This window comes from Streptomyces sp. NPDC058335, assembly GCF_042723915.1.
Taxonomy (GTDB): Bacteria; Actinomycetota; Actinomycetes; order Streptomycetales; family Streptomycetaceae; genus Streptomyces.
This window is the reverse complement of sequence record NZ_JBHXHX010000001.1, coordinates 499,249-525,894: the sequence shown is the minus strand read 5'-3', so window position 1 is coordinate 525,894 and position 26,646 is coordinate 499,249. Positions and strand designations below refer to the sequence as shown.

27 protein-coding genes are annotated in these 26,646 nt (G+C 73.1%); 12 read left to right on the top strand and 15 right to left on the bottom strand.

Translation table 11 applies throughout. The features are described 5' to 3' along the window. Positions 1 to 258: 258 nt before the first annotated feature. A complete protein-coding gene (locus ACFWJX_RS02280; RefSeq protein WP_383235510.1) occupies positions 259 to 735 on the bottom strand; it encodes a phage holin family protein in 477 nt (158 codons plus the stop codon). Between the two features lie 105 nt (positions 736 to 840). On the opposite strand from ACFWJX_RS02280, the gene ACFWJX_RS02275 reads away from it, so the two are divergent. After that, positions 841 to 1,191, top strand: coding sequence for a VOC family protein (locus ACFWJX_RS02275; protein WP_383235509.1), 351 nt, complete (start codon positions 841 to 843; stop codon positions 1,189 to 1,191). Between the two features lie 74 nt (positions 1,192 to 1,265). Here the strand turns inward: ACFWJX_RS02275 and ACFWJX_RS02270 are convergent, their stop codons facing one another. Continuing rightward, positions 1,266 to 1,616 carry an arginase family protein gene (locus ACFWJX_RS02270; protein WP_383235506.1) on the bottom strand — a complete coding sequence of 117 codons (351 nt, stop codon included), beginning with the start codon at positions 1,614 to 1,616 and terminating at the stop codon, positions 1,266 to 1,268. Positions 1,617 to 2,172: 556 nt separating this feature from the next. On the opposite strand from ACFWJX_RS02270, the gene ACFWJX_RS02265 reads away from it, so the two are divergent. The 6 genes from ACFWJX_RS02265 (at position 2,173) to ACFWJX_RS02240 (ending at position 6,915) form a co-directional block, all read left to right on the top strand. Next, positions 2,173 to 3,078 (top strand): NADP-dependent oxidoreductase, encoded by a 906-nt coding sequence (locus ACFWJX_RS02265; protein ID WP_383235504.1) that lies wholly within the window; start codon positions 2,173 to 2,175, stop codon positions 3,076 to 3,078. An 80-nt stretch (positions 3,079 to 3,158) separates the two neighbouring features. After that, a complete protein-coding gene (locus ACFWJX_RS02260; RefSeq protein ID WP_383235502.1) occupies positions 3,159 to 4,220 on the top strand; it encodes an alkene reductase in 1,062 nt (353 codons plus the stop codon). 11 nt (positions 4,221 to 4,231) lie between these two features. Next, a complete protein-coding gene (locus tag ACFWJX_RS02255; RefSeq protein ID WP_383235500.1) occupies positions 4,232 to 4,711 on the top strand; it encodes a MarR family winged helix-turn-helix transcriptional regulator in 480 nt (159 codons plus the stop codon). Between the two features lie 256 nt (positions 4,712 to 4,967). Further along, entirely contained in the window at positions 4,968 to 5,888 is a 921-nt protein-coding gene (locus ACFWJX_RS02250; protein WP_383235498.1) for an SDR family oxidoreductase, read from the top strand. A 242-nt stretch (positions 5,889 to 6,130) separates the two neighbouring features. Further along, positions 6,131 to 6,526 carry an MmcQ/YjbR family DNA-binding protein gene (locus ACFWJX_RS02245; protein WP_383235495.1) on the top strand — a complete coding sequence of 132 codons (396 nt, stop codon included), beginning with the start codon at positions 6,131 to 6,133 and terminating at the stop codon, positions 6,524 to 6,526. Next, complete coding sequence (locus ACFWJX_RS02240; RefSeq protein ID WP_383235492.1) at positions 6,523 to 6,915, top strand: MmcQ/YjbR family DNA-binding protein; 393 nt, start codon at positions 6,523 to 6,525, stop codon at positions 6,913 to 6,915. Before ACFWJX_RS02245 ends, ACFWJX_RS02240 begins: the two co-directional genes overlap by 4 nt. Before the next feature lie 44 nt (positions 6,916 to 6,959). On the opposite strand, the gene ACFWJX_RS02235 is transcribed toward ACFWJX_RS02240, so the two are convergent. The 8 genes from ACFWJX_RS02235 to ACFWJX_RS02200 form a co-directional block, all read right to left on the bottom strand. Then, on the bottom strand, positions 6,960 to 7,541 hold the full coding sequence (locus ACFWJX_RS02235; RefSeq protein WP_383235489.1) for a GNAT family N-acetyltransferase: 582 nt from the start codon (positions 7,539 to 7,541) through the stop codon (positions 6,960 to 6,962). Positions 7,542 to 7,561: 20 nt separating this feature from the next. Next, positions 7,562 to 7,810, bottom strand: coding sequence for a DUF1049 domain-containing protein (locus ACFWJX_RS02230; protein ID WP_383235486.1), 249 nt, complete (start codon positions 7,808 to 7,810; stop codon positions 7,562 to 7,564). Between the two features lie 123 nt (positions 7,811 to 7,933). Next, positions 7,934 to 8,857, bottom strand: a complete 924-nt coding sequence (locus ACFWJX_RS02225; RefSeq protein ID WP_383235484.1) for an LD-carboxypeptidase — start codon at positions 8,855 to 8,857, stop codon at positions 7,934 to 7,936. Continuing rightward, positions 8,854 to 10,806, bottom strand: a complete 1,953-nt coding sequence (locus tag ACFWJX_RS02220) for an LpqB family beta-propeller domain-containing protein (protein WP_383235481.1) — start codon at positions 10,804 to 10,806, stop codon at positions 8,854 to 8,856. Before ACFWJX_RS02220 ends, ACFWJX_RS02225 begins: the two co-directional genes overlap by 4 nt. 14 nt (positions 10,807 to 10,820) lie before the next feature. Continuing rightward, positions 10,821 to 12,125: a M20/M25/M40 family metallo-hydrolase gene (locus ACFWJX_RS02215; protein ID WP_383235478.1), complete on the bottom strand. Its 1,305-nt coding sequence runs from the start codon at positions 12,123 to 12,125 to the stop codon at positions 10,821 to 10,823. Continuing rightward, on the bottom strand, positions 12,118 to 12,951 hold the full coding sequence (locus tag ACFWJX_RS02210; RefSeq protein ID WP_383235475.1) for a M55 family metallopeptidase: 834 nt from the start codon (positions 12,949 to 12,951) through the stop codon (positions 12,118 to 12,120). Before ACFWJX_RS02210 ends, ACFWJX_RS02215 begins: the two co-directional genes overlap by 8 nt. A 129-nt stretch (positions 12,952 to 13,080) precedes the next feature. Then, the gene (locus tag ACFWJX_RS02205; RefSeq protein WP_383235472.1) at positions 13,081 to 13,713 is read right to left on the bottom strand and encodes a sigma-70 family RNA polymerase sigma factor; all 633 of its coding nucleotides are present in this window, start codon (positions 13,711 to 13,713) and stop codon (positions 13,081 to 13,083) included. A 173-nt stretch (positions 13,714 to 13,886) separates the two neighbouring features. Next, entirely contained in the window at positions 13,887 to 14,546 is a 660-nt protein-coding gene (locus tag ACFWJX_RS02200; RefSeq protein ID WP_383235469.1) for a hypothetical protein, read from the bottom strand. A 185-nt stretch (positions 14,547 to 14,731) separates the two neighbouring features. Here ACFWJX_RS02200 and ACFWJX_RS02195 point away from each other — a divergent pair, with 185 nt between their 5' ends. Further along, a complete protein-coding gene (locus tag ACFWJX_RS02195) occupies positions 14,732 to 15,616 on the top strand; it encodes a sigma-70 family RNA polymerase sigma factor (protein WP_383235466.1) in 885 nt (294 codons plus the stop codon). 67 nt (positions 15,617 to 15,683) lie between these two features. On the opposite strand, the gene ACFWJX_RS02190 is transcribed toward ACFWJX_RS02195, so the two are convergent. The 5 genes from ACFWJX_RS02190 to ACFWJX_RS02170 all read right to left on the bottom strand — a co-directional run bounded on the left by ACFWJX_RS02190 (position 15,684) and on the right by ACFWJX_RS02170 (position 22,700). After that, a complete protein-coding gene (locus tag ACFWJX_RS02190; protein WP_383235464.1) occupies positions 15,684 to 16,025 on the bottom strand; it encodes a DoxX family protein in 342 nt (113 codons plus the stop codon). A gap of 102 nt (positions 16,026 to 16,127) precedes the next feature. Then, entirely contained in the window at positions 16,128 to 16,853 is a 726-nt protein-coding gene (locus ACFWJX_RS02185; protein ID WP_383235461.1) for a class I SAM-dependent methyltransferase, read from the bottom strand. A 157-nt stretch (positions 16,854 to 17,010) separates the two neighbouring features. Then, positions 17,011 to 19,512, bottom strand: coding sequence for a SpoIIE family protein phosphatase (locus ACFWJX_RS02180; RefSeq protein ID WP_383235458.1), 2,502 nt, complete (start codon positions 19,510 to 19,512; stop codon positions 17,011 to 17,013). A 142-nt stretch (positions 19,513 to 19,654) separates the two neighbouring features. After that, entirely contained in the window at positions 19,655 to 22,060 is a 2,406-nt protein-coding gene (locus tag ACFWJX_RS02175; protein ID WP_383235455.1) for an MFS transporter, read from the bottom strand. A 196-nt stretch (positions 22,061 to 22,256) separates the two neighbouring features. Beyond that, positions 22,257 to 22,700 carry an SRPBCC family protein gene (locus ACFWJX_RS02170; protein ID WP_383235453.1) on the bottom strand — a complete coding sequence of 148 codons (444 nt, stop codon included), beginning with the start codon at positions 22,698 to 22,700 and terminating at the stop codon, positions 22,257 to 22,259. Between the two features lie 179 nt (positions 22,701 to 22,879). Here ACFWJX_RS02170 and ACFWJX_RS02165 point away from each other — a divergent pair, with 179 nt between their 5' ends. The 4 genes from ACFWJX_RS02165 to ACFWJX_RS02150 all read left to right on the top strand — a co-directional run bounded on the left by ACFWJX_RS02165 (position 22,880) and on the right by ACFWJX_RS02150 (position 26,641). Beyond that, positions 22,880 to 23,935: an Rv2578c family radical SAM protein gene (locus tag ACFWJX_RS02165; protein WP_383235449.1), complete on the top strand. Its 1,056-nt coding sequence runs from the start codon at positions 22,880 to 22,882 to the stop codon at positions 23,933 to 23,935. A gap of 135 nt (positions 23,936 to 24,070) precedes the next feature. Continuing rightward, positions 24,071 to 25,648: an alpha/beta hydrolase gene (locus ACFWJX_RS02160; RefSeq protein ID WP_383235446.1), complete on the top strand. Its 1,578-nt coding sequence runs from the start codon at positions 24,071 to 24,073 to the stop codon at positions 25,646 to 25,648. A gap of 73 nt (positions 25,649 to 25,721) precedes the next feature. Then, positions 25,722 to 26,120 carry a RidA family protein gene (locus ACFWJX_RS02155; protein ID WP_383235443.1) on the top strand — a complete coding sequence of 133 codons (399 nt, stop codon included), beginning with the start codon at positions 25,722 to 25,724 and terminating at the stop codon, positions 26,118 to 26,120. Further along, positions 26,117 to 26,641, top strand: a complete 525-nt coding sequence (locus ACFWJX_RS02150; protein ID WP_383235440.1) for a GNAT family N-acetyltransferase — start codon at positions 26,117 to 26,119, stop codon at positions 26,639 to 26,641. Before ACFWJX_RS02155 ends, ACFWJX_RS02150 begins: the two co-directional genes overlap by 4 nt. Positions 26,642 to 26,646: the final 5 nt, after the last annotated feature.

Below are 26,646 nucleotides of genomic sequence, written 5' to 3'. Positions count from 1 at the left end.
CCCGGCCGTCACCGCCGCGCCGAGCCCCGCGGCAACCCCAGGTACGTCACTTCGGTCCCCCGGCGCCACTCGCTCGTCGTGCCGCGTCCTCGACCGCCTGGGCGTCGGCCATGTCGACGCCCACCACGAGCGGGGCGCGCCCCGGTCGCCAAGGGCGGCGAAGGCCACGGCCGGGCGAAGGCCACGGCCGCCGCCCGGCCCACGCCGCCGGTGGCCCCGGTCACCGGCGGCGGCCCGGCCCCGGGGCCGCCTCACGCGTCAGGCCCGGTGGTGCGGCGCCTCGGGGTCGATGTCGCCGGGCCGCGGCGCCGCGCCCGGCGTGGGCGCGCCGACGCCGGGCGCGGTCGACGGCATCGGCGGGTAGGGCGCGGCGAGGCCGGTGGCCGCCCCGGCGGGCCCCGGCTGTGCGGACACGTCGGCGCTGCCGTGGTGGGCCGGGTGCGGGTGCGCGCGGGCGGCACCGCGCAGGACGTACGCCAGTACGCCCAGGATCGCCGCGGTGATCAGCGCGGCGGCCCAGTCGGGCAGCCCGATGCCGAGGGCGAGGCCCACGGCCAGCGCGACGGCGGCTCCCGCGTACAGGGCGAGCGCGCCGGACGCGGCGTACAGCAGCGCCGTACGGCGCTGCTTGCGGGTCTGTTCGCGCAGTTCCTCGCGGATGGTCTCGCGCGCCACCTGCGCCAGTTCGTCGACGAGGTGCTTGTCCAGATGCTCCAGGTGATCGATGCGCTCCATGCGCTGCGGGTACCCGGGGCCTCCGGCCGGTAACGGGGCCGGGCCGCCGAGGGGATCGGGTGAAGGGATCTCCACGGCCCCGCCTGCCCAACTAGGCTCCCGCACATGAACATTCTGGGAGCCACCCTGCGTGTCTGCGTCGATGATCTGGAAGCCGCCGTCCCCTTCTACGAGCGCCTCGCGGGCACTCCGGCGCTGCGCTTCGAGCGCGGCGGCGTGCAGGTCGCGGCGGTCGGCTGCTTCCTGCTGATGAGCGGGCCCGCGATGGAACTGGAGGTGCTGCGCAAGGTCGCGGCGACGATCGCCGTGACGGACGTCGACGAGGCGCTCGAGACGCTCGGCGAGCTGGGCGCGGACATCATCGCGGGCCCGGTGGCGACCCCGGCCGGCCGCAACCTGATCGTGCGGCATCCGGACGGCGCCGTCTACGAGTACGCGGACCGCCGTCCGGCGTGAGGCGGGCCCGTCGGCTCAGGAGCGGCCGAGGGCGGCCACGACGAGGTCGGCGAGGAGCGCGCCCGCCGCTGCCGTCAACGGTCGCGGCAGCGCGACGAGTTCGTCGGGTAACCGGGTAAGAGGCCGTCGGGGTCGGGGCTGTCGACGGCGGGCATGACCGTCGGGTCGAGGACGTCGGCGTCCAGGTGGACCCAGAAGCCGTCGAGTTCGGGGATGCCGAAGGCGCGTGCGGTGGCGGCGCCGAGCGTCTCGGCACCCCACTCGCGTAGTCCGCCCACGGTGACGACGGGCGTCTTCGGCGCGACGAGTTCGGCGGTGTCGTCGGCGAACGCTTCGCGGATACCGAAGAACCGCACGTCCTCGTCGCGCGGATGGGCCCCGGAGTCCTGGCTCGGACGCCAGCCGCGAACTGGCCGGGTGATCACGTGCCCGCCGCCGTGACGGCCTGTTCGTCGCGCTTGTCGTGTTCGTCGTGCTCGTCGTGTTCGTCGTGCTCGTCGTGCTCGTCGTGTTCGCGGAGCATCCGCATGACGTTGGCGGGTGAGGGGGGCCGGCCCTTTTCTGCGCGCCGGTCGTGATGACGAGTCGTTCGGCGATGTCGCGCAGGCTCCTGGTCGCGTAGGTGAAGGGCCACGGACAGCACGGACTCGTCGGTGACGCCCGCGCCGCCGATGGTCTTGCCACGCTTGCGGGCGGATGCGTGGCCTTCGAGGTGCGGTCGCGGAGGTACTCGCGCTCCCTGCCGGACATCGCGGCGAGCACCGTGCACACGATCCCGGAGGGGTCCTGCGAGCCCTGGCGGTCGAACGAGCCCTGGCGGTCGTCTCGGTCGTTCACGTGGTCGGCCGTGCACGTGGGCGGCGCACCCCGAGGCGAGCCGAGGTGGACCGCCTCCACGGATACTTGGCTAGCCACACGATTGCTGTTACCTTGATTACGTGGCCGGCCACCATTTTGGGGGCCGAAGGGAATGGAGTCATCATGAAAGCAATCGTTTTCGACCAGTTCGGCGGCCCGGACGTGCTGCACGAGGCGGACATCGAGGTGCCGCAGCCCGGCCCCGGCCAGGTCCGGGTCCGCGTGAAGGCCGCCGGGCTGAACGCGCTGGACGGCAAGATCCGCTCCGGGATGCTGGAGGCCGTCCGCCCGACGACCCTCCCCGCCGTCCCCGGTGGCGAGCTCGCCGGCGTGGTCGACGCCCTGGGTGAGGGCGTGAGCGACGTGCAGGTCGGCGATGAGGTGCTGGGCTGGTCGGACACCGGCTCGTACGCCCAGTACGCGCTGGCCACCACCGTGGCCCCCAAGCCCGCCGGCCTCGACTGGCAGGACGCGGTCGCGCTCCCGGTGGCCGGCGAGACGGCCGAGCGGGTCCTGAACCTGCTGGGCGTCGCCGCCGGGGAGACCGTGCTGATGCACGGCGCGTCCGGAGCGGTCGGCACCGTGGCGATCCAGCTCGCCACGGCCCGCGGAGCACGCGTGATCGCCACCGCGGGCCGCTCCAACCAGGACTACCTCACCTCGCTCGGCGCCACCGCGACCGTGTACGGCGAGGGCCTGGTCGAGCGGGTGCAGGCGCTGGCCCCCGACGGCGTGGACGCGGTGTTCGACCTGGCCGGGAAGGGCGCCCTGGAGGACTCCATCACCCTGCGGGGCGGCACCGACCGCATCGTCACCATCGCCGACTTCGGCGCACGGCAGCTGGGCATCACCTTCTCCCAGGGGTCCCAGGAACGCTCGACCGTCCGTCTGGCCGCCCTGGCCCAGGACGCCGCGGCCGGCAAGCTCGTCACCACCGTCACCGCCTACCCGCTCGACCAGGCCGCCACGGCCCAGCAGGTCAGCGACGCCGGGCACGTGCGGGGCAAGCTCGTCCTGACCGTCGACTGAGCACCCCCGCCCACCGCCTCCCCACGACCACGCTGCCCTTACGGTGACCCGCCGGTCACCGCCCTGTCGAAGGACCCCTCATGCTGGATTCCCTGTGGACGCCGACCACTCTCGGCGGCATGTCCCTGCCGCACCGCCTGGTCATGGCCCCCATGACCCGTGACCGCTCCACGCCCGAAGGCGTACCGACCGAGCTGAACGCCGAGTACTACGCCCAGCGGGCCTCGCACGCGCTCATCATCACCGAGGGAACCCAGCCCTCCGCCGACGGCCAGGGCTACCTCCTGACCCCCGGCATCCACAATGACGAGCAGGTCGCCGGGTGGCGCAAGGTCACCGACGCCGTGCACGCGGCCGACGGCCGGATCGTCATCCAGCTGATGCACACCGGACGCATCGCCCACCCCGACAACACCCCCCACGGCCGCCGGCCGGTCGCCCCCTCGGCAGTCCGGCCGCAGGGCGCGATGTTCACCGCGTCGGGGCCCCAGGAGATGCCGACCCCCCGTGCTCTGTCGACGCAGGAGGTCGCGGCGACCGTCGACGACTTCCGCCGCGCCGCAGCTGCCGCCGTCGCGGCCGGCGCCGACGGCGTGGAGATCCACGGCGCCAACGGCTACCTGGTGCACCAGTTCCTGTCCGACAACACCAATCAGCGCACCGATGGCTACGGCGGCTCGATCGAGGGCCGCATCCGCTTCGCCGTCGAGGTCGCCGCCGCGGTGGCCGACGAGATCGGCGCCGAGCGCACCGGCATCCGTATCTCCCCCGGCAACCCCTACAACGACATCGCCGAGTCCGACACCGCCGAGCTGTATCCGGCGCTCCTGGGCGCCCTGCGCCCCCTGGACCTGGCCTACCTCCATGTGCTGCACGCGGGCGACGAGGAGCTGCTGGGCACTCTGCGTGCGCTGTGGCCGGCCACGCTGATCCTCAACCGGGGCGGCACCGACCTGCCCGCCCGTGCCAAGGACATCGGCAGCGGCACGGCCGACCTCGTCTCCGTCGGCGCCCTCGCGCTCGCCAACCCGGACCTGGTCGAGCGGCTCCGCGCCGGCGCGCCGCTGAACACCCCCGACCCGGCGACCTTCTACGGCGGCGGAGTGGCCGGCTACACCGACTACCCCACCCACACCGACTGAGGAACCGAACCATGCCCACCCCCGAACCCCGCATCCCCACGACGGCCGGCGCAGGACCGATGAGCTACGCGATCTTCCAGCTCGCCCGCGCCCACCGCGCCTACGCCGCCACCATGCTCCGCGAGATGGACCTGCACCCCGGACAGGAACTGCTGCTCATGCAACTCCTGGACCGGGACGGCCAGACCCAGTCCGAGCTGCTCGCCAGCGTTGGCCTGGACCACTCCACCGTCTCCAAATCCCTTCGCCGCATGCAGGACGCCGGCCTGCTCGTCCGTGAGCCGGCCGCACACGACCGGCGCGTCATGGTCGTCCACCTCACCGACAAGGGCCGTGCCATGCGCGAACCCATTGCGGCCCTGTGGCGGGCCCTGGAGGCGATCTCCGCCCGGAATCTGTCGGAGCAGCAGGCGGAGTCCTTCGTCGAGACCGCGTACGCCATCACCGAGGCGATCAGCAGCCGCGCGCTGTCGGATGAAGAGTCCGCGTGACTCCCCGGTGTGCACCCCACCCGGACTGGGGTGCACACCGTGCCGCATACGTCGCGACCCCGCCGGGTCGGCCCTGTCACCCATCCCGTCGCGGCTTCCTTCGGACGCGGCACACGTTCCGGCGGCGAGGCGCACCGCGGATCCGCCCCCACGGCCCGCCTCCATTGGCCCCCCGGCAGCAGGCGCCTATGTCTGCAACCGCGCCTGCCCCGCCCACCAAGCCCCTCGCTGATGACCTGACGAAAGTGAGACCCTCATGCCTGCCACCGACTCAACCACCCTCCCTGTCCTTGTCGTCGGGGCGACCGGCTCCCTCGGCGGCAAGGTCGTCGACGAACTCCTGGGGCGCGGCAAGAACGTCCGCGCCCTGGTCCGGCCGACCACCGACGCGAGCAGGCTCGAAAGCCGGGGCGTCGAGATCGCCCGCGGCGACATGCTCGACGTCGACTCGCTCGTGGCCGCGATGAACGGCGCCGACGCCGTCATCACCACCGCCGCCGGCTACACCCGCGGCGGCAAGAACGCCGACGACATCGACACCATCGGCAACGCCAACCTCGCCGAGGCCGCCCACCGCACCGGCATCCGGCGGTTCGTCCTGACCAGCATCCTCACCAGCGACCAGACGCCCCAGGTCCCGCACTTCTGGCACAAGAAGCTCGCCGAGGACAGGCTCGAACAGCTCGGCGTCCCGTTCGTCGCACTGCGCCCGGGGGCGTTCCTCGACCAGGTCGCGAGCATGGCGGGCGACCCGGTCGACAAGGGCCGCATGATGTGGATCGGCAAGGCCACCGTCCCGCTGACGTTCGTCCACACCTCCGATCTCGCGGCGTATCTGGCAGCCGCGGTCGACGCCGAGGCCGAGGCCGGCGAGCGCATCGACATCGGCTGGGACCGTCCGGTCAGCATGCGAGAGGTGGCCGACGTGATGGGCCGCCGGGCCGGAAAGAAGATCAAGGTGTGGGCCGTCCCGTCCGGCGCCGCCCGCACCGCAGGAGCCGTCGCCGGCCGCTTCATGCCCCTGATCAAGGACCTGGCCGCGATGTTCCGCTGGTTCGAGACCGGCCGCTACGTCGCCGACCCCCACCGCCAGGAGCAGCTGTTCGGCCCCGTCCCCACGGCCGAGGAAACCCTCGCCCGATACACCGACGAGCTGCGCACCGCACAGCACCGCTGACAGACCCTTCGTCCCCTTCCCACCGCCCGGCGGCCTGAGCAGGACGCCACGGGCCCAACCCTCCCGGCCGAACCACCCCCAACGGGCCCGGCCGAACCGAACAGGCTCGGGGTGTCGCCTGTCGACCATCACGTGTCCGCAGCCTACCGCCCGTTTCGCCCGCTCCGGGGAAAGGATGGGGCGTGCCCTCCGCGTCCGTGGCCGACACCCCGGCCCGCCACCACCCGAGAAGGGAAACACTCATGAACGGATCGACCCTGCAGACGTTCGCCGCCGAGTGCGCGGAGGAACTTCCCGGAGCGCAGCTGGAGCATCCCTTCGGCCCGGACTGGGAGGTCTTCAAGGTACGAGGCAAGGTGTTCATGCTGATGACGGAGGTCCCCGGGCGCCCCGTCGTGATCCTCAAGGCGGACCCCGGCGAGGCCCACGCCCTGCGGGAGCAGTACAGCCACATCACCCCCGGCTACCACATGAACAAGAAGCACTGGATCACGCTGGAGGGCGGGGCAGGCGTCGACAAGAAGCTCGCCAGGGAACTCGTCACCGACTCCTACCGGCTCGTCGTCGCCCACCTGCCCAGGGCCGAGCGACCCGTCGACCCGCACACCTACGGCACCAGCACGCAGGCGGCCCGGTGAACGCGGCCGGCGACCGCCTCCAGGACACCGCCCGCAAGGCGGCCCTCGCCCTCCCCGACGTCAGCCACGGCCGCCCCTTCACCCCCGGACTCGACGTGTACAAGGTCGCGGACAAGGTGTTCCTGATCGTCACCGACGACCCGGACGAACAGATCATCACGGTCAAGTGCGAGCCCGAGCACGCGCGGGCACTGGAACGCGGCTACGCCTCGATCACCCCGGGCCGCTACCTCGACAAGAGGCACTGGATCTCGCTGGGGCCCGGTCGCGGCATCACGAAGCGGCTGATCAACGATGCGGTCGAGCACTCCTACGACCTGGTCGTCGACGCTCTGCCACAGAGCGAGCGCCCGCCGCGAGCCCCTGGCCCGGACGCGGCCACCAGGTGAACGCCGGCCGCGCCCGCTCGGACCGGGGGCCGGCCGGTGAGGGCTCACCGATGAGGGCTCACCGTCGCGCGTGAGGATCGCGGGGAGCGCATCTCGGCGGTGAGCGCCCACCGCTCGTGGTCGCGCCAGTCCCCGTCGATGTAGATCATCTTCGGGGAGAAGCCCTCCAGGCGGAACCCGCAGGACCGCGCCAGGGCGATCGAGGCCGCGTTGCCGGGCTGCACGTTGATCTCCAGCCGGTGCAGCCGCATCGGCCCGAAGGCGTGCCCCACCACGAGGTCGAGGCCCTCGCGCATCAGCCCGCGCCCGGCGGCGTGCGCGAAGGCGCCGTAGCCGAGGGCGCCGCACTGGAAACCGCCTTCGACGATGTTGTTGATGTTGATGAACCCGGCGACGGCCCCGTCGTCCAGGGTGCACACGAGGAACCCGGCCTTCGTGGGGTCCTCGATCAGCCGTCCCGCGTAGGCCCGGTACGCCTCGGTGGTGGCGGGTGGGAACAGCCACGGACGGTGCAGGTCCTTGCTCTCCCGGACCCGCGCGGTGAACTCGTCCGCGTCCGCGTGGGCGAAGTGGCGTATGCCCACACGGGGGCCCTCGGCGAGGTAACGGGATGCGGTGTGCGGCATCGGGCCAGCGTACGACGGCGTCAGCCGCGCCGTCTGACGGCGTACGCGCCGCACAGCGCGCCGATGGCCCCGGTGGCGAGGAGCGCCGTCCACAGCGGCACCGTCACCGTCACCTCGGGGACCAGCAGCCTGATCCGCGTGGCGCCAGTGTTCTCGAAGATGAAGATCAGGGCGAGGACGGCGAGGGCCAGGACGGTGATCCGGGCGGGCGCCGGCGCGCCGGCCGTTCCGCCGGTCTTCCCGTCGCTCTCGGAGGTCTTCGGGCTCATACCGACCAGGGTGGGCCCGCGGGCGGCCGCACGCGCGGCGAAGGCCCCCGGCGGGTGACACGCCGGGACCACCACGGGCCGGCGCTCGGGGTGCCCCCGGGCCGGTCGGCCGGGGGACGCGCGTCAGCGCAGCGCGGGCGCGTCGAGGGTGAGCGTGCCGGTGTCCGCGTCGAGAGCGGCGGTGACGCCCAAGGGCACCGTCAGCGCCCCGTCGCAGTGGCCGAAGCCGAGTTCCTCGACGACCGGAACGCCGAGACGGCCCAGCCGGTCGGCCAGCACCGGCCGCAGTTCCTCGTAGGGCCCGCACTGCGCCCAGGAGCCCAGCACGATCCCGGCGACGCCGTCGAGCCAACCGGTGCGCAGGAGTTGGGTGAGCGCCCGGTCGACGGCGTACGGCCGCTCCCCCACGTCCTCCAGCAGCAGCAGTCCGCCGCGGGCACCGGGCCGGGTGTGCGGGGTGCCGTACCCGGTGGCGAGGAGGGCGAGGCAGCCGCCGAGGGTGACGCCGCGGGCCCGGCCGGGGGCGAGGGCGGTGCCGTCGGAGGTGAGCGTGCGGACGGTCTCCGGGGCGAACAGGGTGGCCCTCAGATGCTCCTGGGCGCGGGCGTTCTTGACGAAGTCGACGCCGGCGGCGACGGGTCCGTACAACGTGACCAGGCCGAGGCGGACGGCGAACGCCTCGTGCAGGGTGGTGCTGTCGCTGAAGCCGAGGAACACCTTCGGCCCGGCGGCCCGCATGGCCTCCCAGTCGAGCAGGTCGACCACGCGCTGGGCGCCGTAGCCGCCACGCGCGCAGATCACCGCGTCGACGGACGGGTCGCACCAGGCGCGCTGGAGGTCGGCGGCCCGTTCGGCGTCGGTGCCGGCCAGGTAGCCCAACTCCCGGTGCCGGTCCAGGACATGGGGTGCGGCGAACGGGTCGAGGTCCCAGCCGCGCAGCAGGTCGAGGCCCGCCTGGAGCCGCTCCTCGACGACGGGTCCGCTGGGCGCGACGACCGCCACCCGGGCGCCGGGGGCGAGCCGGGACGGCCGCACGAGATCCTTCACTGCGCCAGCTCCAGGGTGGGGATGCCGGACACCCGCAGCCCGAACACCTGTGCGTACAGGGACAGTTCGGCCTCCAGGGCGCGCACCACCGTCTCGGCGCGCCGGAAGCCGTGTCCCTCGCCCTCGAAGGCGAGGTAGGCGTGCGGCACCCCGCGGCCCGCGATGCGGGCGAGCAGCCGTTCGGCCTGCGCCGGCGGGCAGATCACGTCGTCGAGGCCCTGGAGCAGCAGGAACGGTGCGTCGATCCGGTCGGCGTGCTCGACGGGCGAGCGTTCCGTGTAGCGGGCGGGCACCTCGTCGAGGGGTCCGACGAGGGTGTCCAGGTAGCGCGACTCGAAGTCGTGGGTCTCCCCCGTCGCCCAGGCCGTGAGGTCGAGGACGGGGTAGCTGATCGTGCCGCAGGCGTAGACGTCGGTGCCGGTCAGCGAGGCGGCCGCGGTCCAGCCGCCCGCACTGCCGCCACGGATGGCCAGTCGGCCCCGGTCGGCGGTGCCCTCGTCGGCGAGGGCGAGGGCGACGGCCGCGCAGTCCTCGACGTCGACCACGCCCCACTGCCCGCGCAGCCGGTCCCGGTACGCGCGCCCGTACCCGGTCGACCCCCCGTAGTCGACCTCGGCGACGCCGATGCCGCGGGAGGTGAAGTAGGCGATCTCCAGGTCGAGCACGAGCGGGGACCGGTCGGTGGGGCCGCCGTGCGCCCAGATGACGTACGGCGGCAGCTCGGCGCCGGGCGCGACGCAGCCGGGGCTGTGCGGCGGATAGACATGGGCGTGGATCTCGCGGCCGTCCGGGCCGGTGAAGGCGCGGATCTGGGGCTCGGGGTAGTGGGCGGGGTCCACGGTGTCGTCGTGGGCGGCGCCGATCACGCGGGCGCGGCCGGTCCGGGTGTCCAGTTCGACGACCTCGTAGGCACTGCGGGGGCTCGCGCCGACGGCGACGGCACGCTCCCCGTGCACGGCGAGGGTGGCGGCGAACTCGGTCCAGGGTCCGGCCACGTCGACGACCTCGCCGGTCTCCGGGTCGAGGACGCCGAGGGCGGCGGCCCCGCGGCCGTGCACGACGGCGACGAGTCCGTCCGCCAGCGGGGCGAACCAGCGGTGGCCGAGTTTCCAGAGCGCTCCGCCGAACTCCTCCTCGCGCGGACAGACGGGGTGGTGGTCCCGGTAGAGGTTCCACCAGCCCGTACGGTCGCTTGTATACAGCAGACAGCCATCTGTCGACCATTCGACCTGGGCGATCGACTCCTCCGGCCCGCCCGCGACCACCTGAGGCTCGCCGAACGTGCCGTCCGCGCCGACCTCGGCGACCAGCACCTCCGTCCCGTCCCACGGCATCCGCGGATGGTCCCAGGCCAGCCACGCGGCCCGCAGCCCGTCGGGCGACAGCCGCGCCCCGGTGACGAACCGCCGCCGGTCGTCGGTGAGTTCCCGCACGGCGCTCCGGTCCCCCGCCGCCGAGCCGTCCAGCGGCACGGCGGCCAGGACCCGGCGCACCTCCGTGGGGCCTTCGCCGGTGAACTCCTCCAGCACACACCACACTTCACCCCGGCCAGGACGCAACTGCGGCTCCGCCCAGCGCAGTCCGCCGCCCACCTCCGAGACGGGGGTCAGCGGACGGGGCTCGCCACCGGGCTCACAGGCGTACAGCCGCTGGTCGGCGAAGTGTACGAACACCACCAGCGTCCGGCCGTCGCGCACCTCACCCGTCCAGGGCTGTCCGCCGTATTCGTGGACCCTGCTGCGCACGTTCCACGGCGCGGGCAGGACGGACTCCTCCGTGCCGTCCTCGCGCCGTCGCACAAGGGTGCGCCGGCCGCCCTCGGCCGGGCGGGGCGCCGTCCACCACACCTCGTCGCCGACGAAACCGACGTACTCGGGACGCCCGTCGTGCGCGGCGGCGAGGCGCGCGTCCAGGGGCGAGGGCCAGGCACCGTACGGCAGGATCCGCATGTCTCTCCGCTCCTCTAGGCCGTGCGCAGGAAGCGGTCGAGCACGTCGACGCCGAAGTGCAGCGCCTCGACCGGGACTCGTTCGTCGACCCCGTGGAAGAGGGCCTGGTAGTCGAGGCCCTCGGGCAGCTTCAGCGGCGCGAAGCCGTAGCCGGTGATCCCGAGCCGCGAGAACTGCTTGGCGTCCGTACCGCCGGACATGCAGTACGGCACCACGGACGCCTCCGGCGCGAACTCCTCGACGGCGGCCCGCATCCTGGCGTACGTCGGCGAGTCCACCGGCGCCTGGAGGGCGACCTCGCGGTGCTCGAACTCCCAGCTCACATCCGGCCCGGTGAGTGCGTCGAGGGTGGCGCGGAACTCGTCCTCCCAGCCCGCGAGATACCGGCCGTCGACATACGCCACGGCCTCCCCCGGAATCACGTTGATCTTGTAGCCGGCGTCCAGCATGGTCGGGTTGGCGCTGTTGCGGACGGTCGCCTCGACCAGCCTGCCCGCCGGGCCGAGCTTCTCCAGCAGGCCGTCCACATCGTCCAGGGTGGCCTCGACGCCGTACAGGGCGGCGAGTTCGGTGAGCGCGGCCGTCACCGTCGGAGTGAGCCGCAGCGGCCAGTCGTGCTCGCCGATGCGGGTGATCGCGGCGGCCAGCCGGGTCACCGCGTTCTCCCGGTTGACCTTGGAGCCGTGCCCGGCGCGTCCGCGCGCGGTCAGCTTCAGCCAGCCGGTGCCGCGTTCCCCGGCGGCGATCGGGTAGATCTCGCGCCCGGCGCCGTCGTGGAAGGTGAACGCGCCCGACTCGCTGATGCCCTCCGTGCAGCCCTCGAAGAGGTGGGGATGGCGGTCCGCGAGGAACCCGGAACCGTCCTCGGCGCTGGCCTCCTCGTCCGCGGTGAAGGCGATGACGAGATCGCGCCGGGGCCGGACGCCCCGGCGGGCCCAGGACCGGACCACGGCGAGGATCATCGCGTCCATGTTCTTCATGTCGACCGCGCCGCGCCCCCACACGACGCCGTCGCGCACCTCACCGGAGAAGGGGTGCACGCTCCAGTCCGCCGCCTCGGCGGGCACCACGTCCAGGTGACCGTGGACGAGCAGCGCGTCCGCGGACGGGTCGGTGCCCTCGATGCGGGCGACCACGTTGGTGCGGCCCGGGGTGCGTTCGAGCAGCGTCGGCTCCAGGCCGGCCCCGGCGAGCTGTTCGGCCGCGTACTCGGCGGCGGGCCGTTCCCGGCAGTCCCCGCCGCCCCGGTTGGTCGTGTCGATCCGGATGAGGTCCGAGGTGAACCGAACGACCTCGTCCCCCGTCTGCCCGTCAGCCATACTGCTCCTCCACCGCGGCCGAGACGACCGTCGTGACCGCCTTGAACGTGCGAATACCCTCGTACATGGTGCCGCTGGTGTAGGCGACCCTGCGCTCCCCGGTCCGCGCCACGCCGGGCACCACGGTCGCGGCCATCGCCAGATGCTCGGCGTCGAACTCCAGGGCGACGGTGAACGGCCCGGCGTCCACCGGTTCCTGACGGACCGCCAGCTGCGCCGCCGCCTTGGCCGCGGCCCGGATGTCGGCGGCGGTCCTGGCCGGGGTCCGGCACACCGCCGCGTATCGCGACACATGGTCCTTGACGGCGACCTTCAGCGCCTCGGGCGCGTACCCGAGGGCGTCCTCGCAGGCCACGTCGTCACCGGTGACCAGCACGACCGGCACCCCGTACTCGGCGACGACCCGTGCGTTGAGCAGCCCCTCGCTGGCCCGCACGCCGTTCAGCCACACCCCGGTGATGGAGTTGGCGAGGTAGGTGTGGGCGAGGACGCCCTCCGCGCCGGCGCCCGCGTGATAGCCGACGAACGCGATGCCGTCGACGTCACCGTGCTGGACGCCCTCCACCATGGACAGCGACTTGTGCCGCCCGGTCAGCATCTGCGCGCGCTCGTCGAGCCGCTCCAGGAGCAGGTTGCGCATCGTCCAGTGCGCCTCGTTGATCAGCACCTCGTCGGCACCGCCGTCGAAGAACCCGAGAACGGCGGCGTTGACATCGGAGGTGAAGAACTCCCGGCACCGCTCCCACTGCGGCGTCCCCGGCAGCACATCGGCCGGCCAGGTGACACCGGTGGCGCCCTCCATGTCCGCGCTGATCAGGATCTTCATGCCCACGACCGTCCTCTCCGGGAAAACCCCCTGAGCTTAACGGGCCCCTTCACCACCACCGAGGGACCGCCCCCGCGTGACCGACGGGGGTCCGCGCTCCGCCCGCGCGGTCCACCACCGCCCGCCCCTTCAGGCCGCCGCCACGGCAGCGGCCCGCCGCTCCGCCTCGGCCAGCAGGCCCGTCAGGGTGGCGCGGGCACGGGCCACGCGGGAGCGGACCGTGCCGACGGGGCAGCCGACACGTCGCGCCGCCTCCTCGTAGGGCAGACCGAGGAGTTGGGTCAGGACGAACGCCTCGCGCCGGTCCGCGGGCAGTGCGGCCAGCAGGTCCATCAGGACGACGCCGTCGTCGAAGCCGGGCAGTCCGCGCGGCTGGGCGAGTTCGGCGGCCGGCCGCCAGTCCGGTACGTACGCCGGGCGCGGCCGGGTCGCGGCGTACCGGTGGCTGTCCATCACCGCGCGCCGGGCGATCGCCAGCAGCCAGGTCCGCGCCGAGGAGCGGCCCTCGAACCGGTGCAGGCTGCCGAGGGCCCGCAGGAACGTGTCCTGCGCGAGGTCGTCGACCGTCTGCGGGTCGGCGCCCAGATGGGCGACGTACCGCAGGACGTCACGGTGCAGGGCGCGCACGAACCGTTCGACGGCGTCCGCGTCGCCCGCGCGCGCGGCCAGCGCCAGCGCGGTCGTCGAGGCGTCGGCCGCCGTCGGCCTCCCGGAGGCGGGACGGCGGGGAGTGGGCAGGGAGGAGGGCAGGGAGGGGTCCATGACCTGGTGTCCTTCGCGAGGTCGGATCCCGGGCCGGCGGCGCACGAGAGCGCGAGCGGTCCGGTGAACGGGGAGACGGCCCCACGGCGGCGACGGGCGTCCCTGGGACGTCCGCGCCGGCGTGGGGCCGTGGCCCGAGGCGCACAGGGGCGGCCTCGGGGCACCGGCTGTCGTCAGGCGACAGCGGTCCCCGCGGGCGGACCCCGGGAGGTGATCGCGTGGACGAGGAGCAGCAACCGCGGCGCCCGGTCGGTGCCACGGCGCCGCACCCGCGGGCGCGGCCGCTCCGGGGCGAGCGGCACGGCGAACAGCATCCGCAGCGGCGCCGCCAGCCGTCCGGCGACGGCCCGCAGGACGCGGAAGGCGGCCCGCTCCCCGTGGGCCAGCCACAGCCCGCACAGCAGCGCCGCGAGCAGATGCGCGGCAAGCATGCCGTACGACGACGGCTCGACCCCGCCCGCGACGGCACCGGTGCGGCCCACGAGGCCCATGGTGTGCGGGGCGTGCCCGGGAGGCGCGCCCATGCCCATGTCCATGCCGGCGTGGGGGTCCATGGCGGCCGTGCCCGCGGCCCGCGTCCCCGGCTGTGCGAGCGAGAACGCCGTGTGCAGAGCCGTCTGTGCCGTGACGACGACGGTGACGATCAACGGCATCCCGCGCTCACGGCCGGCCAGTCCCCAGCCGGCGGCACCCGTCGCGGCGGCGCCCGCGCCCAGCGCCCACCAGGGCACCCGGTCGCCGGACATCAGGACGTGGCCGAGGGCGGCGAGCAGCACGCAGACGGCGGCGAACACCGCGGCCCGTACCGTGCGAGAACACCGCCCTGCTGTCATGGCGCCTCATCCTCGCATCAGGGGTCTCCGCCTCGCCTCCGGGTACGGAAACCGCCCACCCCGGCACTCGGTCCGCGCCGTGTGGCACGCGTCACGCCGCACCCGACGAGCGGCGGGAAACCCTTTTCTGCTCTGATCTCCCGCAGCGCAGGATCGACGCCTGACCGACGCGAACGGGGCCCACCATGACCGCACACCCACGCATCCTCACAGCGGACCGTTTCGAGGCCGACCGTCCCCGGCTGCGGGCCGTCGCCCACCGGCTGCTGGGGTCGCTCAGCGAGGCCGACGACGCGGTGCAGGAGACCTGGCTGCGGGCCTCCCGGGCCGACGTCGGCGAGGTGGAGAACCTCACCGCCTGGCTGACCACGGTGGTGGGCCGGGTCAGCCTGAACATGCTGCGCTCCCGCCGGACCCGGCGCGAGGAGCCCCTGGAGCTGCAGAGCGGCGAGGAGGGAGCGTCGGGCGGGGGCGGCGATCCCGCGGCGGAGGCGCTGCTGGCCGACGAGGTCGGCGTGGCGCTGCTGGTCGTCCTGGACACGCTGGGCCCGGACGAGCGGCTGGCGTTCGTCCTGCACGACCTGTTCGCGGTGCCGTTCGACGCCATCGCCCCGCTGATCGAGCGGACGCCGGCCACGACCCGCCAGCTCGCGAGCCGCGCCCGGCGCCGGGTCAGGGGCGGCACCGCTCCGGCCGCCGACGCGGCCCGGCAGCGGGAGGTCGTCGAGGCGTTCCTGGCCGCCACGCGCGGCGGGGACTTCGACGCGCTGCTGGCGCTGCTGCATCCGGACGTGGTGCTGACCGCCGACCGGTTCGTCCTCCCGACGCCGGAGCCGGCCTCGCTCAGTGGCGGCCGGTCCGTCGCCGAGAGCGCGATGACGGCGGCCGGCCGCGCCATGTTCACCGGTCCGGCCCTGCTCGACGGCCGCGTCGGCCTGGTGATGGCTCCGCTGGGCCGGCTGCGGCTGGCGCTCCTGTTCACGGTCACCGACGAGGGGATCACCCGGATCGAGATCGTCGCGGACCGCGAGCGGCTGGCCGCGATGGAGGTGGCGGTACCCGACGCCTGACCACGCGAGGGGGTGACCGGGCTGTCTGCGGTCACCCCCTGAAAGCGTTCTCAGAACCCTTACGGCGTCAGAACCACAGCACGAGCGAGGCCGCCGCCGGCGCCGCGTACACCAGCGGGAACGCCACGTGCGAGAACCAGCGGGCGCGCACCACGGTGGCCACGGCCCCGAGGAAGTACAGCACCAGCCCGGCAGCGGCCAGCGCGCCGATCACCGGCACGAGCAGGCCGACGAGGAGACCGGCCGCTCCGGCGGCCTTGGCCGCGCCGAGCCACGGCCACCACGAGCGGGGCACGCCGTAGTCGGCGAGCGGCTTCACGGTCCACTCCGCGCCGAGGAGGAGCGAAGCGGCCGAGAAGCCCGCCAGAACGGCTCCCAGCACGGTGACGACGACGTAGGCAGTGGACATGTCAGCAGCTCCTCATGAGGTTCTTCCGGCTTCCTTCACCCCCTCGACACGCGGCGTCGCGCGAGTGTGACGGACGGAGGAGCTGCCGATGTGTGACCGTGGTCACATCTCCCGGCCCGCCAGGATCCACTTCGACGGCAGCTCGATCCGGGTGCCGTCGGACGCGAACTCGGTGGTGGTGAGCGGGAGTTCGCCGGAGGCCAGGACGGTGAGCCCGGCCGCCGCCAGATACACCGGTACCGCGGCGTCGGCGACCTCGCCGGGTGCGATGCCGTGCCGGAAGACCGGCGCGAGCTTGGGCGGCGGGCCGTCGGGGCTCTGCGCCAGGCCGCCCAGGACGGGCCGGGCGGCCTCCGACAGCTCGACCAGGAAGGCCCGGCCGCGCTCCCCCAGCAGCGCGGCGATCCCGTCGACCAGCGGCTGCCGGTCGTCGGGCTCGCACTGGTGCAGGACGCCCCGCATATAGACGTTGGTGTCGCCGAGTTCGGCATGCAGCGTCTGCGCCTCGTCCCTCTCGGCCGCGTCCAGCAGCCGGTACGCGGCCTGCCCACAGGGGTCGGCGCGGCGGGCGTGGTCGAGGGCCGCGACGGACAGGTCGGCGCCTATCACCTGCGGGAAGCGGTCGGCGAGGAAACGGGTCTGCGTGCCGTTTCCACAGCCGAGGTCCACCAGCGGCAACCCGGGGTCGAGCAGCCGCGGCTCGAAGAAGGCGAGGTGGCGGGCGGCGGTCACCGCCGGGTCCGCGTCCCAGAACACCGCCCCCGTCTCCGCGGGGGCCTCGCGCCAGAAGCCCTCCCAGGCCGCCCGGTACCGACTCGTCACGCTCATGCCCAACTCCCCAGGTGTGACGCCGATCCGCCGTAAGTGACGGGCCAGTACGGTGTATCGCTCCCCGGTGGCGCGGACAAGCGCCGTACGCATTCCTTCACGCCTCGTTCGACGGGTGTACGCCGTCGTGCGCCCCTCAGAACCGCGAAAACGCCGGTCAGTGCTTGGGGAGGGTCAGTTCGAACCACACGGACTTGCCCGCGGCGGTACGGCTGGTGCCCCACTCCCGGGCCAGCGTGCTCACCACGCGCAGCCCGCGCCCGGACTCGTCGTCGGGTCCGGCGCTCAGCAGGGTCGGCAGCTCGTGGTCGTCGTCGTCCACCTCGCACAGCAGCGCGTCCCCGCGCACCAGCCGCAGCGTCACCGGCCGGCCGTGCGAGTGCCGTACGGCGTTGGTGACCACCTCGCTGACCATCAGCTCGGCCGGGCCGGCCAGCTTGGCGAGCCTCCAGTCGTGGAGCTGCTCGCGGACCACGGCGCGGGCCCGGCCGACCTGGGCGGGGTCGAGGGGGAAGATCCACTCGGCGACGTCGTCGGGTTCGATGCCGTTGAGGCGGGCCAGCAGCAGGGCCACGTCGTCCTTGCGGCCACCACGCGTGTTGAGGGCGCGGATGATGGTGTCGCAGGCGTCGTCCATGGAGGCCGCCGGGTGGGCGGCCGACTCGCACAGGGTCGCGAGACCCACCCCGATGTCCTCGCCGCGCATCTCGACGAGTCCGTCGGTGCACATCACGAGCCGGTCGCCGGGCGCCACGCGTACGCGTACCGCCTCGAAGGGCACTCCGCCGACGCCGATGGGCGCGCCGGTGGGCAGGTCGAGGAGTTCGCTGCGGCCGTCGTCGGCGCGCACCAGCACGGGCGGTATGTGGCCCGCGTTGGCGAGGTGCAACTCGCTCGCGATCGGGTCGTAGACGGCGTACAGGCAGGTGGCGAGGTAGGTCTCGCCGAGGCGCTGGGCCAGGTCGTCGAGGTTGCGCAGGAGTTGCGCGGGCGGCAGGTCGAGGGCGGCCATGGTCTGCACGGCGGTGCGCAACTGCCCCATCATCGCGGCCGAGTTGAGGCCGTGGCCCATGACGTCACCGACGACGAGCGCGGTGCGGGCGCCGGGCAGTTTCACGGAGTCGAACCAGTCGCCGCCGATACGCCCCAGCAGGGTGCCGGGCAGATAGCGGGTGGCGATGTCGCAGCCCGCCATCCGCGGCGGTATGTGCGGCAGCATGCTGTCCTGGAGGGTCTCGGCGACGCTCTCCTGATAGGTGTACATGCGCGCGTTGTCGAGCACCAGGCCCGCGCGGGCGGCGAGTTCGGCGCCGGTGGCCCGGTCCATGTCGTTGAACTCGGTGCGCTCGGGGTGACGCAGCAGGATCATGAAGCCGAGGACGACCTGGCGCGCCTTCAGCGGGACGACGAGCATCGAACGGCCGGTGATCAGGGGCCGGATGTCGCGCTTGTCGAACTGCGAGGCGATGGCGTGCCCCATCTGCTCGCTGATGCGCGGCACGAGGACGGGTTCGCCGCTGGTCATGCACTGGAAGAACGGGGTGTGCGCCGGAAAGGGCATGGCCTCGCCGACGGGCACCACGTCGTCCCAGCGGCCGGGTTCGTCGGTGTGCTCCAGGGCGACCCGGTGCCACATGGTCCTGGTGTCCGGCACGCCGTCGGGGAACCCCTCGCCGGCGACGACCTGTTCGCGCAGGTAGGTGCCGGCGACGTCGGTGAAGCGCGGTACGACGGCCCTGCTGACCTCGCCGATGGTGCGGGCCAGGTCGAGGGAGGTGCCGATCTTCCCGCTGACCTCGTTGAGGAACTCCAGACGCTCGCGGACGGCGACGTACTCGAGGTCCTCGCCCTCGTCGTCGGGTTCCTCGGGCAGGGGCCGGCCGGCGGCCGCGGCGCGGGCGGCCCGCTCACGGCGGGCTCTGCGCTCGACGCGCCGGGCTACACCCCAGTCGGGGGTGACGGGAACCCGGTCGCTCTGGCTGAACTCCAGGACGGGATAGCCCAGTTCGAGGACCTGCGCGACGATGCGGGCGCTCTCGCCGACGCTCATGCTGGGCAGGATCTCGGGGAGCCTGCGGGCCAGGTCCTCGGCGCCGGGGAAGTCGGTGTGCAGGGCGAAGCCGGGCGCGATGCGCTCGACGAGCGGCCCGTCCTCCGTGTCGGGCCGGTGCAGGGCCTCCGCGTCGGCGGCCAGCACGAGCAGCCGCTCGCTGCCGGGTCCCACGAGGGGGTACGCCCACCACAGCACGTCGACGCGGTCCCTCCCCCACCCTTCGGCCGGAGGGATCCCCGTCTCGCTCCGCTCGGGCACGGTCAGCCGGGCCCGGCCGGCGGCCGGGTAGCCGAGCCCGCCGTCGAGGGAGTTCCCGAGCCCGGGTCCGAGGCCGTCGTAGGGCGCGTACTCCGCGTACGGCAGACCGTCGTCGATGTCGGGGAGGGCGCCGGAGACGGGGAGCAGGTCGATGGCGTGCCGGCCGATCGCCTCGTCCTTGGCGACGCCGAACAGCCGGCGGGCGCCGCTGCTCCAGTGGGAGATGAGGCCGGCCCGGTCGACGACGACCACGGCGAGCGGGATGCGCCCGGTGTCCGCGGGCTCGGGTGCCGTACCGCTCCCGGCTCCGCGGCTGGGAGGCGTGTCCCTCTCGGTGCCACGGTCCATGGCCCAGACCCTCTCTCCCCAGAGCTGCACAAGATCTGCCCCGCAGCCACCACCGTACGGCGCCCGCCACTCGGGATGTGCGGCAATTCTGGAATTGGTTTCACCGGGGAAGTGCTGGGTAACGGCCTTCCCCGGTGTTTCCTCAGTCCTCGTGGCCGAGTTGCAGATCTCGCTCCGTGCGCCCTCCGCCGGCCATGTGCAGCACGGTGGCGACCGGCGGGTAACCCGCGGCGATGACGGTGTACTCGCCGGAGGACAGGTCGATGAAGCGGAAGGTGCCGTCCGGGCCGGTGGTGAGGGTGTCCACCACATTGCCCGCGGCGTCCAGGAGCGTCACGCGCGCCTCCTCGACGGGCCTCCCGCCGGTGGCCCGGACGGTGCCGCGCAGGACGGCGCCGCCGGCGAGTTCGACGTCCTGGCGGGTCTCCCGCGAGGCCTGTACGGAGACCGGCAGCGCGGCCGGGCGGAAGGCGGGGGCGCTGGCGGCGAGGGTGTACTCGCCCGCCACCAGCTCGCTGATGACGTACCCGCCCTCACGTCCGCTGCGGGTGCCGGCGACGACCTCGCCGTGGACGTTGGTGAGGGTGACGGCCGCGTCCCGGACGGGCGTGCCGTCGGCGGTGCGGACGGCCCCGGCGAGGCGTCCGGCGCCGCCGAGGACGACGTCCAGCTCGACGGGGCGCTCACCGACGGTCACGGAGACGGCCTGTGGCTGGTGCCCGCCGGCGGCGGCGATGAGGACGTACGAGCCGGAGCCGGGGGTGGCCAGCGCGTACCGCCCGTCCTCGCCGCTGGCGCCGCGCCCGATCTGCTGTCCGGCGACGTCGATGAGCGTGAGCGCGGCGCGGGGCACGGCGGTCCCGTCGGGGTGCTGCACCGTGCCGCAGACGGGGATGCCGGCGGTGTACGCGGCACGGGCCCGCGGGATGGGGGTGGTCACGGACGCGGGCTCCGTTTCGGTGGCGTGGTGGGACACCAGTGGTTTCTCCTTGAGGAAGAAGGCGAGGACCAGGCCGAGGACGAGCACCGGTACCAGGTACAGGAAGATCCGCGGCATGGCGTCGGCGTACGCGCCGATGTAGGCGTCGCGCAGCGCCGGGGGCAGGGTGTGCACGAGCTGCGGGGTGATCGACTCGGGGTCGGGCAGGCCGGCGCCCGTCCCCTCGGGGAGGCGTTCGCGCAGGGAGTCGGCGAGCCGGTTCGCGAAGAGGGTGCCGAAGATCGCGGCGCCGACGCTGCCGCCGATCTGGCGGAAGTAGTTGTGGGCGCTGGTGGCGGTGCCGAGGTCGGCGGGGCGCACGGAGTTCTGCACGGCGAGGACGAGGACGGGCATCACCAGGCCGATGCCGGCGCCGAGGACGGCCATCCAGAGGCTGTGGTGCAGCCGGGGCGTGTCCGTCTCGAGCCGGGACAGCAGCCACATGCCGAGCACGGCGAGGGCGCCGCCGAGGACGGGGTAGATCCGGTAGCGGCCGGTGTGGGTGATGAGCTGTCCGGAGACCACGGAGGTGACGACGATGCCGCCCATCATGGGCAGCATGAGCAGCCCGGACTCGGTGGCGGAGGCGCCGTCGACCATCTGCAGGAAGGTCGGCAGATAGCTGGCGGCGCCGAAGAGGGCGACGCCGATCACCAGCCCGACCAGGCTGGTGATCGTGAAGACGGAGTCGCGGAACAGCCGCAGCGGGATGAGGGGTTCGGCGGCGAAACGCTCGGCGACCAGGAAGAGGACGGTGGACAGGGCGGCGCCCGCGGCGAGGGAGAGGATGACGCGCGATCCCCAGGCGTGCTCGGTGCCGCCCCAACTGGTCAGCAGGACCAGGCAGGTCGAGGCGGCGGTGAGCAGCAGGGTGCCGAGCACGTCGAAGCGGGGCCTGGCGCGCGGCTTGGGCAGTTTGAGGACGACGGCGACGACGGCGAGGGTGAGCAGGCCGAAGGGGACGTTGATGTAGAAGCACCAGCGCCAGGACAGGTGGTCGGTGAAGTAGCCGCCGAGCAGGGGTCCGGCGACGGAGGCGAGGCCGAAGGCGGCGCCGATGAGGCCCATGAAGCGGGCCCGCTGCCGGGGCGGCACGATGTCCGCGATGATCGCCTGGACGCCGATCATGAGCCCGCCCGCGCCGACGCCCTGGACCGCGCGGAAGGCGATCAGCTGGTCCATGGTCCGCGCCCGTCCGGCGAGCGCGGAGCCGACGACGAAGACGACGATCGCGAACTGGAAGACGCACTTGCGGCCGAGGAGGTCGCCGAGCTTGCCGTAGACGGGCAGTCCGACGGTGGCGGTGAGGAGGTAGGCGGTGATCGCCCAGGACATCTTGTCCAGGCCGTGGAGTTCGCCGACGATCTTCGGCAGTGCGGTGGCGACGATCATCTGCTCCAGCGCCGCGAGGAGCAGCGCGAGCATGAGGCTGAGAAAGACCAACCGCACCCGGCGCGGGCTGAGTTCGGTGCTCTGGGCCGCCTTGGGCGCGGGGGGCGGTGGAGGTGCCGCCGTCGGTGCGCTCCGCGATCCGTGCAGGTCTTTCTGCACCAGAGTGGTCCCGCCCACCTACCGCTCCCCTCGTCGCGCCTGCCGCACAAGTCCCGCGTAAAGCGACAACTCCGAGCAAGCGCGACGAGTTACGGCGCCAACCCGGTCCGAAGGGAGAACCACTCGAACCGGTGAGGTGGAGCAACGGTCAGGAGTCGTCGGGCTCTTGACCGTTCGTGGGCTGCCTCTCGACGTGGGCCACTGCTCGACCGAGCTACTTCTCGACCTCGGTGGCGAGGTTGGCGAGGATCACGTCGTAGATCCGGCCGAGGCCCTTGGGGGCGAAGGTCTTCTCGAAGAACCCGCCGATGCCGCCCGCGCCGGTCCAGGTCGTGGTCACGACGACGCGCGACTTCCCCTCACCGGCCGGGGTGACCCGCCAGACGGTGACCATCGAGGAGTTGCGGTCCTTCTCGACCAGCTCGCCGTCGGTGGGCTCGGTGACCTCCAGGAGGCAGTCGCGGACGCGCTTGCTGGTGGCCTGGAGCTTCCAGTGGACGAGGGTGCCCTCGCCGTCGCCGCCCTCGCGCACCTCGTACTCGCTGAACTGCTCCGGCAGCAGCTTCGCGCGCGTGCCGCTGTAGTCGGCGATCGCGTCGAACACCGTGTCCGGGGCCGCCGCGACGACCCGCTCGGTGGTGGCCTCGACCTGCGCCATGGGGTTCCTCCAGGTCCTTGTTGCTCGGGGGTTCCTCGGATCGGGGCAAGCCAACCACCCCGGTCCCCGGCCACCCAAATCGGGGCTGCCGAAGCGGTCGCGGCGTGGTCGGAAAGGATCCCCGCACGATCATGGGAACAAGTGTTCTATTATGGGTCCAGTGCTACCGAGGAGGCGCCATGCGCTGGGAGAACCTCACCGCGGAACCCGCCGCGGAACCCCGCCACGACCGGCCGGCCGACGCCGCGCTGTTCGGCGCGGACGCGGTCACCACCAGGACTTTCGACACACCCGAGTTCGCCGGAATCACCTTCCACGAGATCCGGGCCCGCACGATCCTCAACCGGGTGCCGGGCGCCTCCCGGATGCCGTTCGAGTGGACGGTGAACCCCTACCGGGGCTGCACGCACGCGTGCGTGTACTGCTTCGCCCGCAAGACGCACGGCTATCTCGACCTCGACACCGGCATCGGCTTCGACACCCAGATCGTCGTGAAGGTGAACGCGCCGGAGCTGCTGCGCCGCCAGCTGGCCTCGCCCCGCTGGCACGGCGAGCACGTCGCGATGGGCACCAACGTCGACTGCTACCAGCGCGCGGAGGGCCGCTACCGGCTGATGCCGGGCATCCTGACCGCCCTGCGCGACCGGGCGAACCCCTTCTCGATCCTGACCAAGGGCACCCTGATCCTGCGCGACCTCGACCTGCTGAAGCAGTCCGCCGAGGTGACCGACGTCGGCATCTCGGTGTCGGTCGGCTTCACCGACACCGAGCTGTGGCGCACCGTCGAGCCGGGCACACCGGCCCCGCAGCGGCGCCTGGACGTCGTACGGACGCTCACCGAGCACGGCATCGGCTGCGGGGTGCTGATGGCGCCGGTGATCCCCTTCCTCGGCGACCAGCCGGCCCAACTGCGGGCCACCGTGCGGGCGATCGCGGCCTCCGGAGCCACCTCCGTCACCCCGCTGGTGCTGCATCTGCGGCCCGGCGCCCGCGAGTGGTTCATGGCCTGGCTCGGACAGCACCACCCGCATCTGGTGCGCCGCTACGAGCGGCTGTACGCGGACGGCTCCTACGCGCCGAAGTGGTACCAGCGCCGGATCACCCGTCAGGTCCACGACCTCGCCGAGGAGTACGGCATCGGCCCCACGCGCGCGGGGATGCCCCGCCGGATCCGGCCGCCCGAGCCTGCGGCGGAGCCCGCCGAGGCCGGACCGACCCAACTCACGCTGCTCTGAGCGCGTTCGAGGGCAACCGGCGGCCCAATCGGGTCAAGTATCAGCAGAACAGGTTCTTCCGGGCCCCGATTCCGGGACGATGCGCCGAGGACCGTGATCCACGCGGTCCGTCGACCTCCGTCCTGGGAGGACCCCATGAGGAAACGCGCAGCCGTGCTGTGCGGTGCCGCCGTCGTCGTGGCCGGGGCGTTGACCGCCGTGCCCGCCGGCGCGAGCCCGTCGCCCGCCGCCGAGGCCGTACCGGCCGCGAAGCCCGCCTGGAAGAAGTGCGCCACCACCGACCACCCGACGCTCCAGTGCGCGTCTTTGAAGGTGCCGCTCGACCACGGGGACCCGGGCGGGAAGCAGATCACGCTCGCGCTGTCCCGCGTCCCGCACACCGCGAAGACCTACCAGGGGCCACTGCTGGTCAACCCGGGCGGACCCGGGGGCAGCGGACTGACCCTCGCCGGGTTCGTCGCGTCGTCGCTGCCGGAAAAGGTGGCCGCGCAGTACGACGTCATCGGCTTCGACCCGCGCGGGGTGGGCCGGAGCACGCCCGCCCTGAACTGCCGGCCGGACCACTTCGCCCCGGTCCGCCCGGACTCCGTCCCCTCCACCGGCGAGATCGAGCGCGCCAACCTCGCCCGGGTCAAGGCCTTCGCCGAGAACTGCGGCAAGAAGTACGCGAGCGTGCTGCCGTACATCGACACCCTCAGCGCGGTCCGGGACATGGAAGCGATCCGCCGGGCCGTCGGCGCGCCGGAACTGAACTACTTCGGTTACTCGTACGGCACCTATCTCGGCGCGGTCTACGCCAAGCTGTACCCGGAGCGGGTGCGGCGCCTGGTGCTCGACTCGATCGTCGACCCCACCGGCGTCTGGTACGACAACAACCTCACGCAGGACCACGCCTTCAACGACCGCCACCGCGCCCTGATGGCATGGATCGCGAAGCACGACGCCGCCTACCGGCTGGGCACCGACCCCGACCGCATCGAGGAGCGGTGGTACGCGATGCGGGCCGAGCTGGCGAAGAAGCCGGCGGGCGGCAGGGTGGGCCCCTCCGAGCTGGAGGACACCTTCGTGCCGGGCGGTTACTACAACGGTTACTGGCCCTATCTGGCCAAGGCGTTCGCCGCGTACGTCAATGACCGCGACGCCGATCCCCTGGTCGAGACGTACGAGAACCTCGGCGCGGTCGACGCCGCCGGGGGCAACGGCTACAGCGTCTACACCGCGGTGCAGTGCCGGGACGCCCACTGGCCGCGCGACTGGCACGAGTGGCGCTCCGACCACTGGTCGGCGTACCGGAAGGCGCCGTTCATGACCTGGAGCAACGCCTGGTACAACGCGCCGTGCGCGTTCTGGCCGACTCGCTCGCGGGGTCCGGTGAACGTCGCCAACGGGCAGCTGCCGCCGGTCCTGCTGTTCCAGGCGACGGACGACGCGGCCACCCCGTACGAGGGCGGCGCGATGATGCACGCCCTGCTCGGCGGCTCCAGCCTGGTCGTCGAGGAGGGCGGCGGCAACCACGGCATCACGCTGAGCGGGAGCACCTGCCTGGACGGGCATCTGGCGGCCTACCTGTCCGACGGGACGGTGCCGCGCGGGACCGGTGCGGTCGACGCGGTGTGCCCGGCGCTGCCCGACCCGAAGCCGCTGAGCGCGAAGGTCGGCACCGGTACCGCGCACGGTTCGACACTGCACGGGCTGCTCGGCTTCCGCGGCTGACGCACCGGAGCCGACGCACCGCACGCCGCGACCCGTCGGGGGCGTTGTCAGACCCATGGTCCACGATGGACCCATGAGTGAACTGACCAGGATTCCCGCCCCCGACGGCGTCGCCGCCGCCGCTCAGTACACGCACGTCGTGCTGGGCACAGGCCGTTTCGTGGCCGTCTCCGGTCAGCTCCCCCTGGACGAGAACCGCCGTCTGGTCGGCGAGGGCGATCCGCAGGCCCAGGCCCGTCAGGTCTTCGAGAATCTGCGGCGCTGCCTGGCCGCCGCCGGAGCGACCTTCGACGACGTCGTCAAACTCACCTACTTCGTCACGGACATGGCGCACATGCCGGCGATCCGGACGGCCCGCGCCGCCCACATACCCGACGACCGGCTGCCGGCCTCCTCGGCCGTGCAGGTCGCCGCGCTGGTCCGGCCGGAGTTCCTGATGGAGATCGAGGCGTTCGCGGTGATCGCCGCATGACGGCGCTCCGGGTGCGCGAGATGACCCTCGCCGACTGCGACCGCGTGTCGGAGATCCGCGTCCGCGGCTGGCAGAGCGCCTACCCGGGCCTGATGCCGCAGTCCCACCTCGACGCGCTCAGCGTGTCCGAGGACGCCGAGCGGCGCCGGGGCTGGTTCGCGCGCGGCGACGGCAGCGTGGTGAACCTGGTCGCGGAGAGCGGCGGCGAGGTGGTGGGCTGGGCCGCCCACGGCGCCTACCGCGACGGCGAAGTGCGCACCGGGGACGCCGAGTTGTACGCGATCTACGTCGACCCCGCCCGTCTCGGCGGTGGCATCGGCCAGGCTCTCCTCGCCGAGTCGGTCCGGCAGTGCACGGCAGCCGGCCGCGGCCGCATGTACCTGTGGGTGGTCGCGGGCAACACGGCGGCCCGCCGTTTCTACGAGCGCGCGGGCTTCCACGCGGACGGCACGGAGGAGCCCTTCGAGGTGGACGGGACGAAGGTGCCGGAGGTGCGGTACGCCCGGCGTCTCATGCCCTGACCCGG

Coding starts and splice junctions, on each gene's coding strand:
- ACFWJX_RS02280 (WP_383235510.1), bottom strand. CDS start 735: ATGGAGCGCATCGATCACCTGGAGCATCTGGACAAGCACCTCGTCGAC.
- ACFWJX_RS02275 (WP_383235509.1), top strand. CDS start 841: ATGAACATTCTGGGAGCCACCCTGCGTGTCTGCGTCGATGATCTGGAA.
- ACFWJX_RS02265 (WP_383235504.1), top strand. CDS start 2,173: ATGAAAGCAATCGTTTTCGACCAGTTCGGCGGCCCGGACGTGCTGCAC.
- ACFWJX_RS02260 (WP_383235502.1), top strand. CDS start 3,159: ATGCTGGATTCCCTGTGGACGCCGACCACTCTCGGCGGCATGTCCCTG.
- ACFWJX_RS02255 (WP_383235500.1), top strand. CDS start 4,232: ATGCCCACCCCCGAACCCCGCATCCCCACGACGGCCGGCGCAGGACCG.
- ACFWJX_RS02250 (WP_383235498.1), top strand. CDS start 4,968: ATGCCTGCCACCGACTCAACCACCCTCCCTGTCCTTGTCGTCGGGGCG.
- ACFWJX_RS02245 (WP_383235495.1), top strand. CDS start 6,131: ATGAACGGATCGACCCTGCAGACGTTCGCCGCCGAGTGCGCGGAGGAA.
- ACFWJX_RS02235 (WP_383235489.1), bottom strand. CDS start 7,541: ATGCCGCACACCGCATCCCGTTACCTCGCCGAGGGCCCCCGTGTGGGC.
- ACFWJX_RS02230 (WP_383235486.1), bottom strand. CDS start 7,810: ATGAGCCCGAAGACCTCCGAGAGCGACGGGAAGACCGGCGGAACGGCC.
- ACFWJX_RS02220 (WP_383235481.1), bottom strand. CDS start 10,806: ATGCGGATCCTGCCGTACGGTGCCTGGCCCTCGCCCCTGGACGCGCGC.
- ACFWJX_RS02215 (WP_383235478.1), bottom strand. CDS start 12,125: ATGGCTGACGGGCAGACGGGGGACGAGGTCGTTCGGTTCACCTCGGAC.
- ACFWJX_RS02210 (WP_383235475.1), bottom strand. CDS start 12,951: ATGAAGATCCTGATCAGCGCGGACATGGAGGGCGCCACCGGTGTCACC.
- ACFWJX_RS02205 (WP_383235472.1), bottom strand. CDS start 13,713: ATGGACCCCTCCCTGCCCTCCTCCCTGCCCACTCCCCGCCGTCCCGCC.
- ACFWJX_RS02200 (WP_383235469.1), bottom strand. CDS start 14,546: ATGACAGCAGGGCGGTGTTCTCGCACGGTACGGGCCGCGGTGTTCGCC.
- ACFWJX_RS02195 (WP_383235466.1), top strand. CDS start 14,732: ATGACCGCACACCCACGCATCCTCACAGCGGACCGTTTCGAGGCCGAC.
- ACFWJX_RS02190 (WP_383235464.1), bottom strand. CDS start 16,025: ATGTCCACTGCCTACGTCGTCGTCACCGTGCTGGGAGCCGTTCTGGCG.
- ACFWJX_RS02185 (WP_383235461.1), bottom strand. CDS start 16,853: ATGAGCGTGACGAGTCGGTACCGGGCGGCCTGGGAGGGCTTCTGGCGC.
- ACFWJX_RS02180 (WP_383235458.1), bottom strand. CDS start 19,512: ATGGACCGTGGCACCGAGAGGGACACGCCTCCCAGCCGCGGAGCCGGG.
- ACFWJX_RS02170 (WP_383235453.1), bottom strand. CDS start 22,700: ATGGCGCAGGTCGAGGCCACCACCGAGCGGGTCGTCGCGGCGGCCCCG.
- ACFWJX_RS02165 (WP_383235449.1), top strand. CDS start 22,880: ATGCGCTGGGAGAACCTCACCGCGGAACCCGCCGCGGAACCCCGCCAC.
- ACFWJX_RS02160 (WP_383235446.1), top strand. CDS start 24,071: ATGAGGAAACGCGCAGCCGTGCTGTGCGGTGCCGCCGTCGTCGTGGCC.
- ACFWJX_RS02155 (WP_383235443.1), top strand. CDS start 25,722: ATGAGTGAACTGACCAGGATTCCCGCCCCCGACGGCGTCGCCGCCGCC.
- ACFWJX_RS02150 (WP_383235440.1), top strand. CDS start 26,117: ATGACGGCGCTCCGGGTGCGCGAGATGACCCTCGCCGACTGCGACCGC.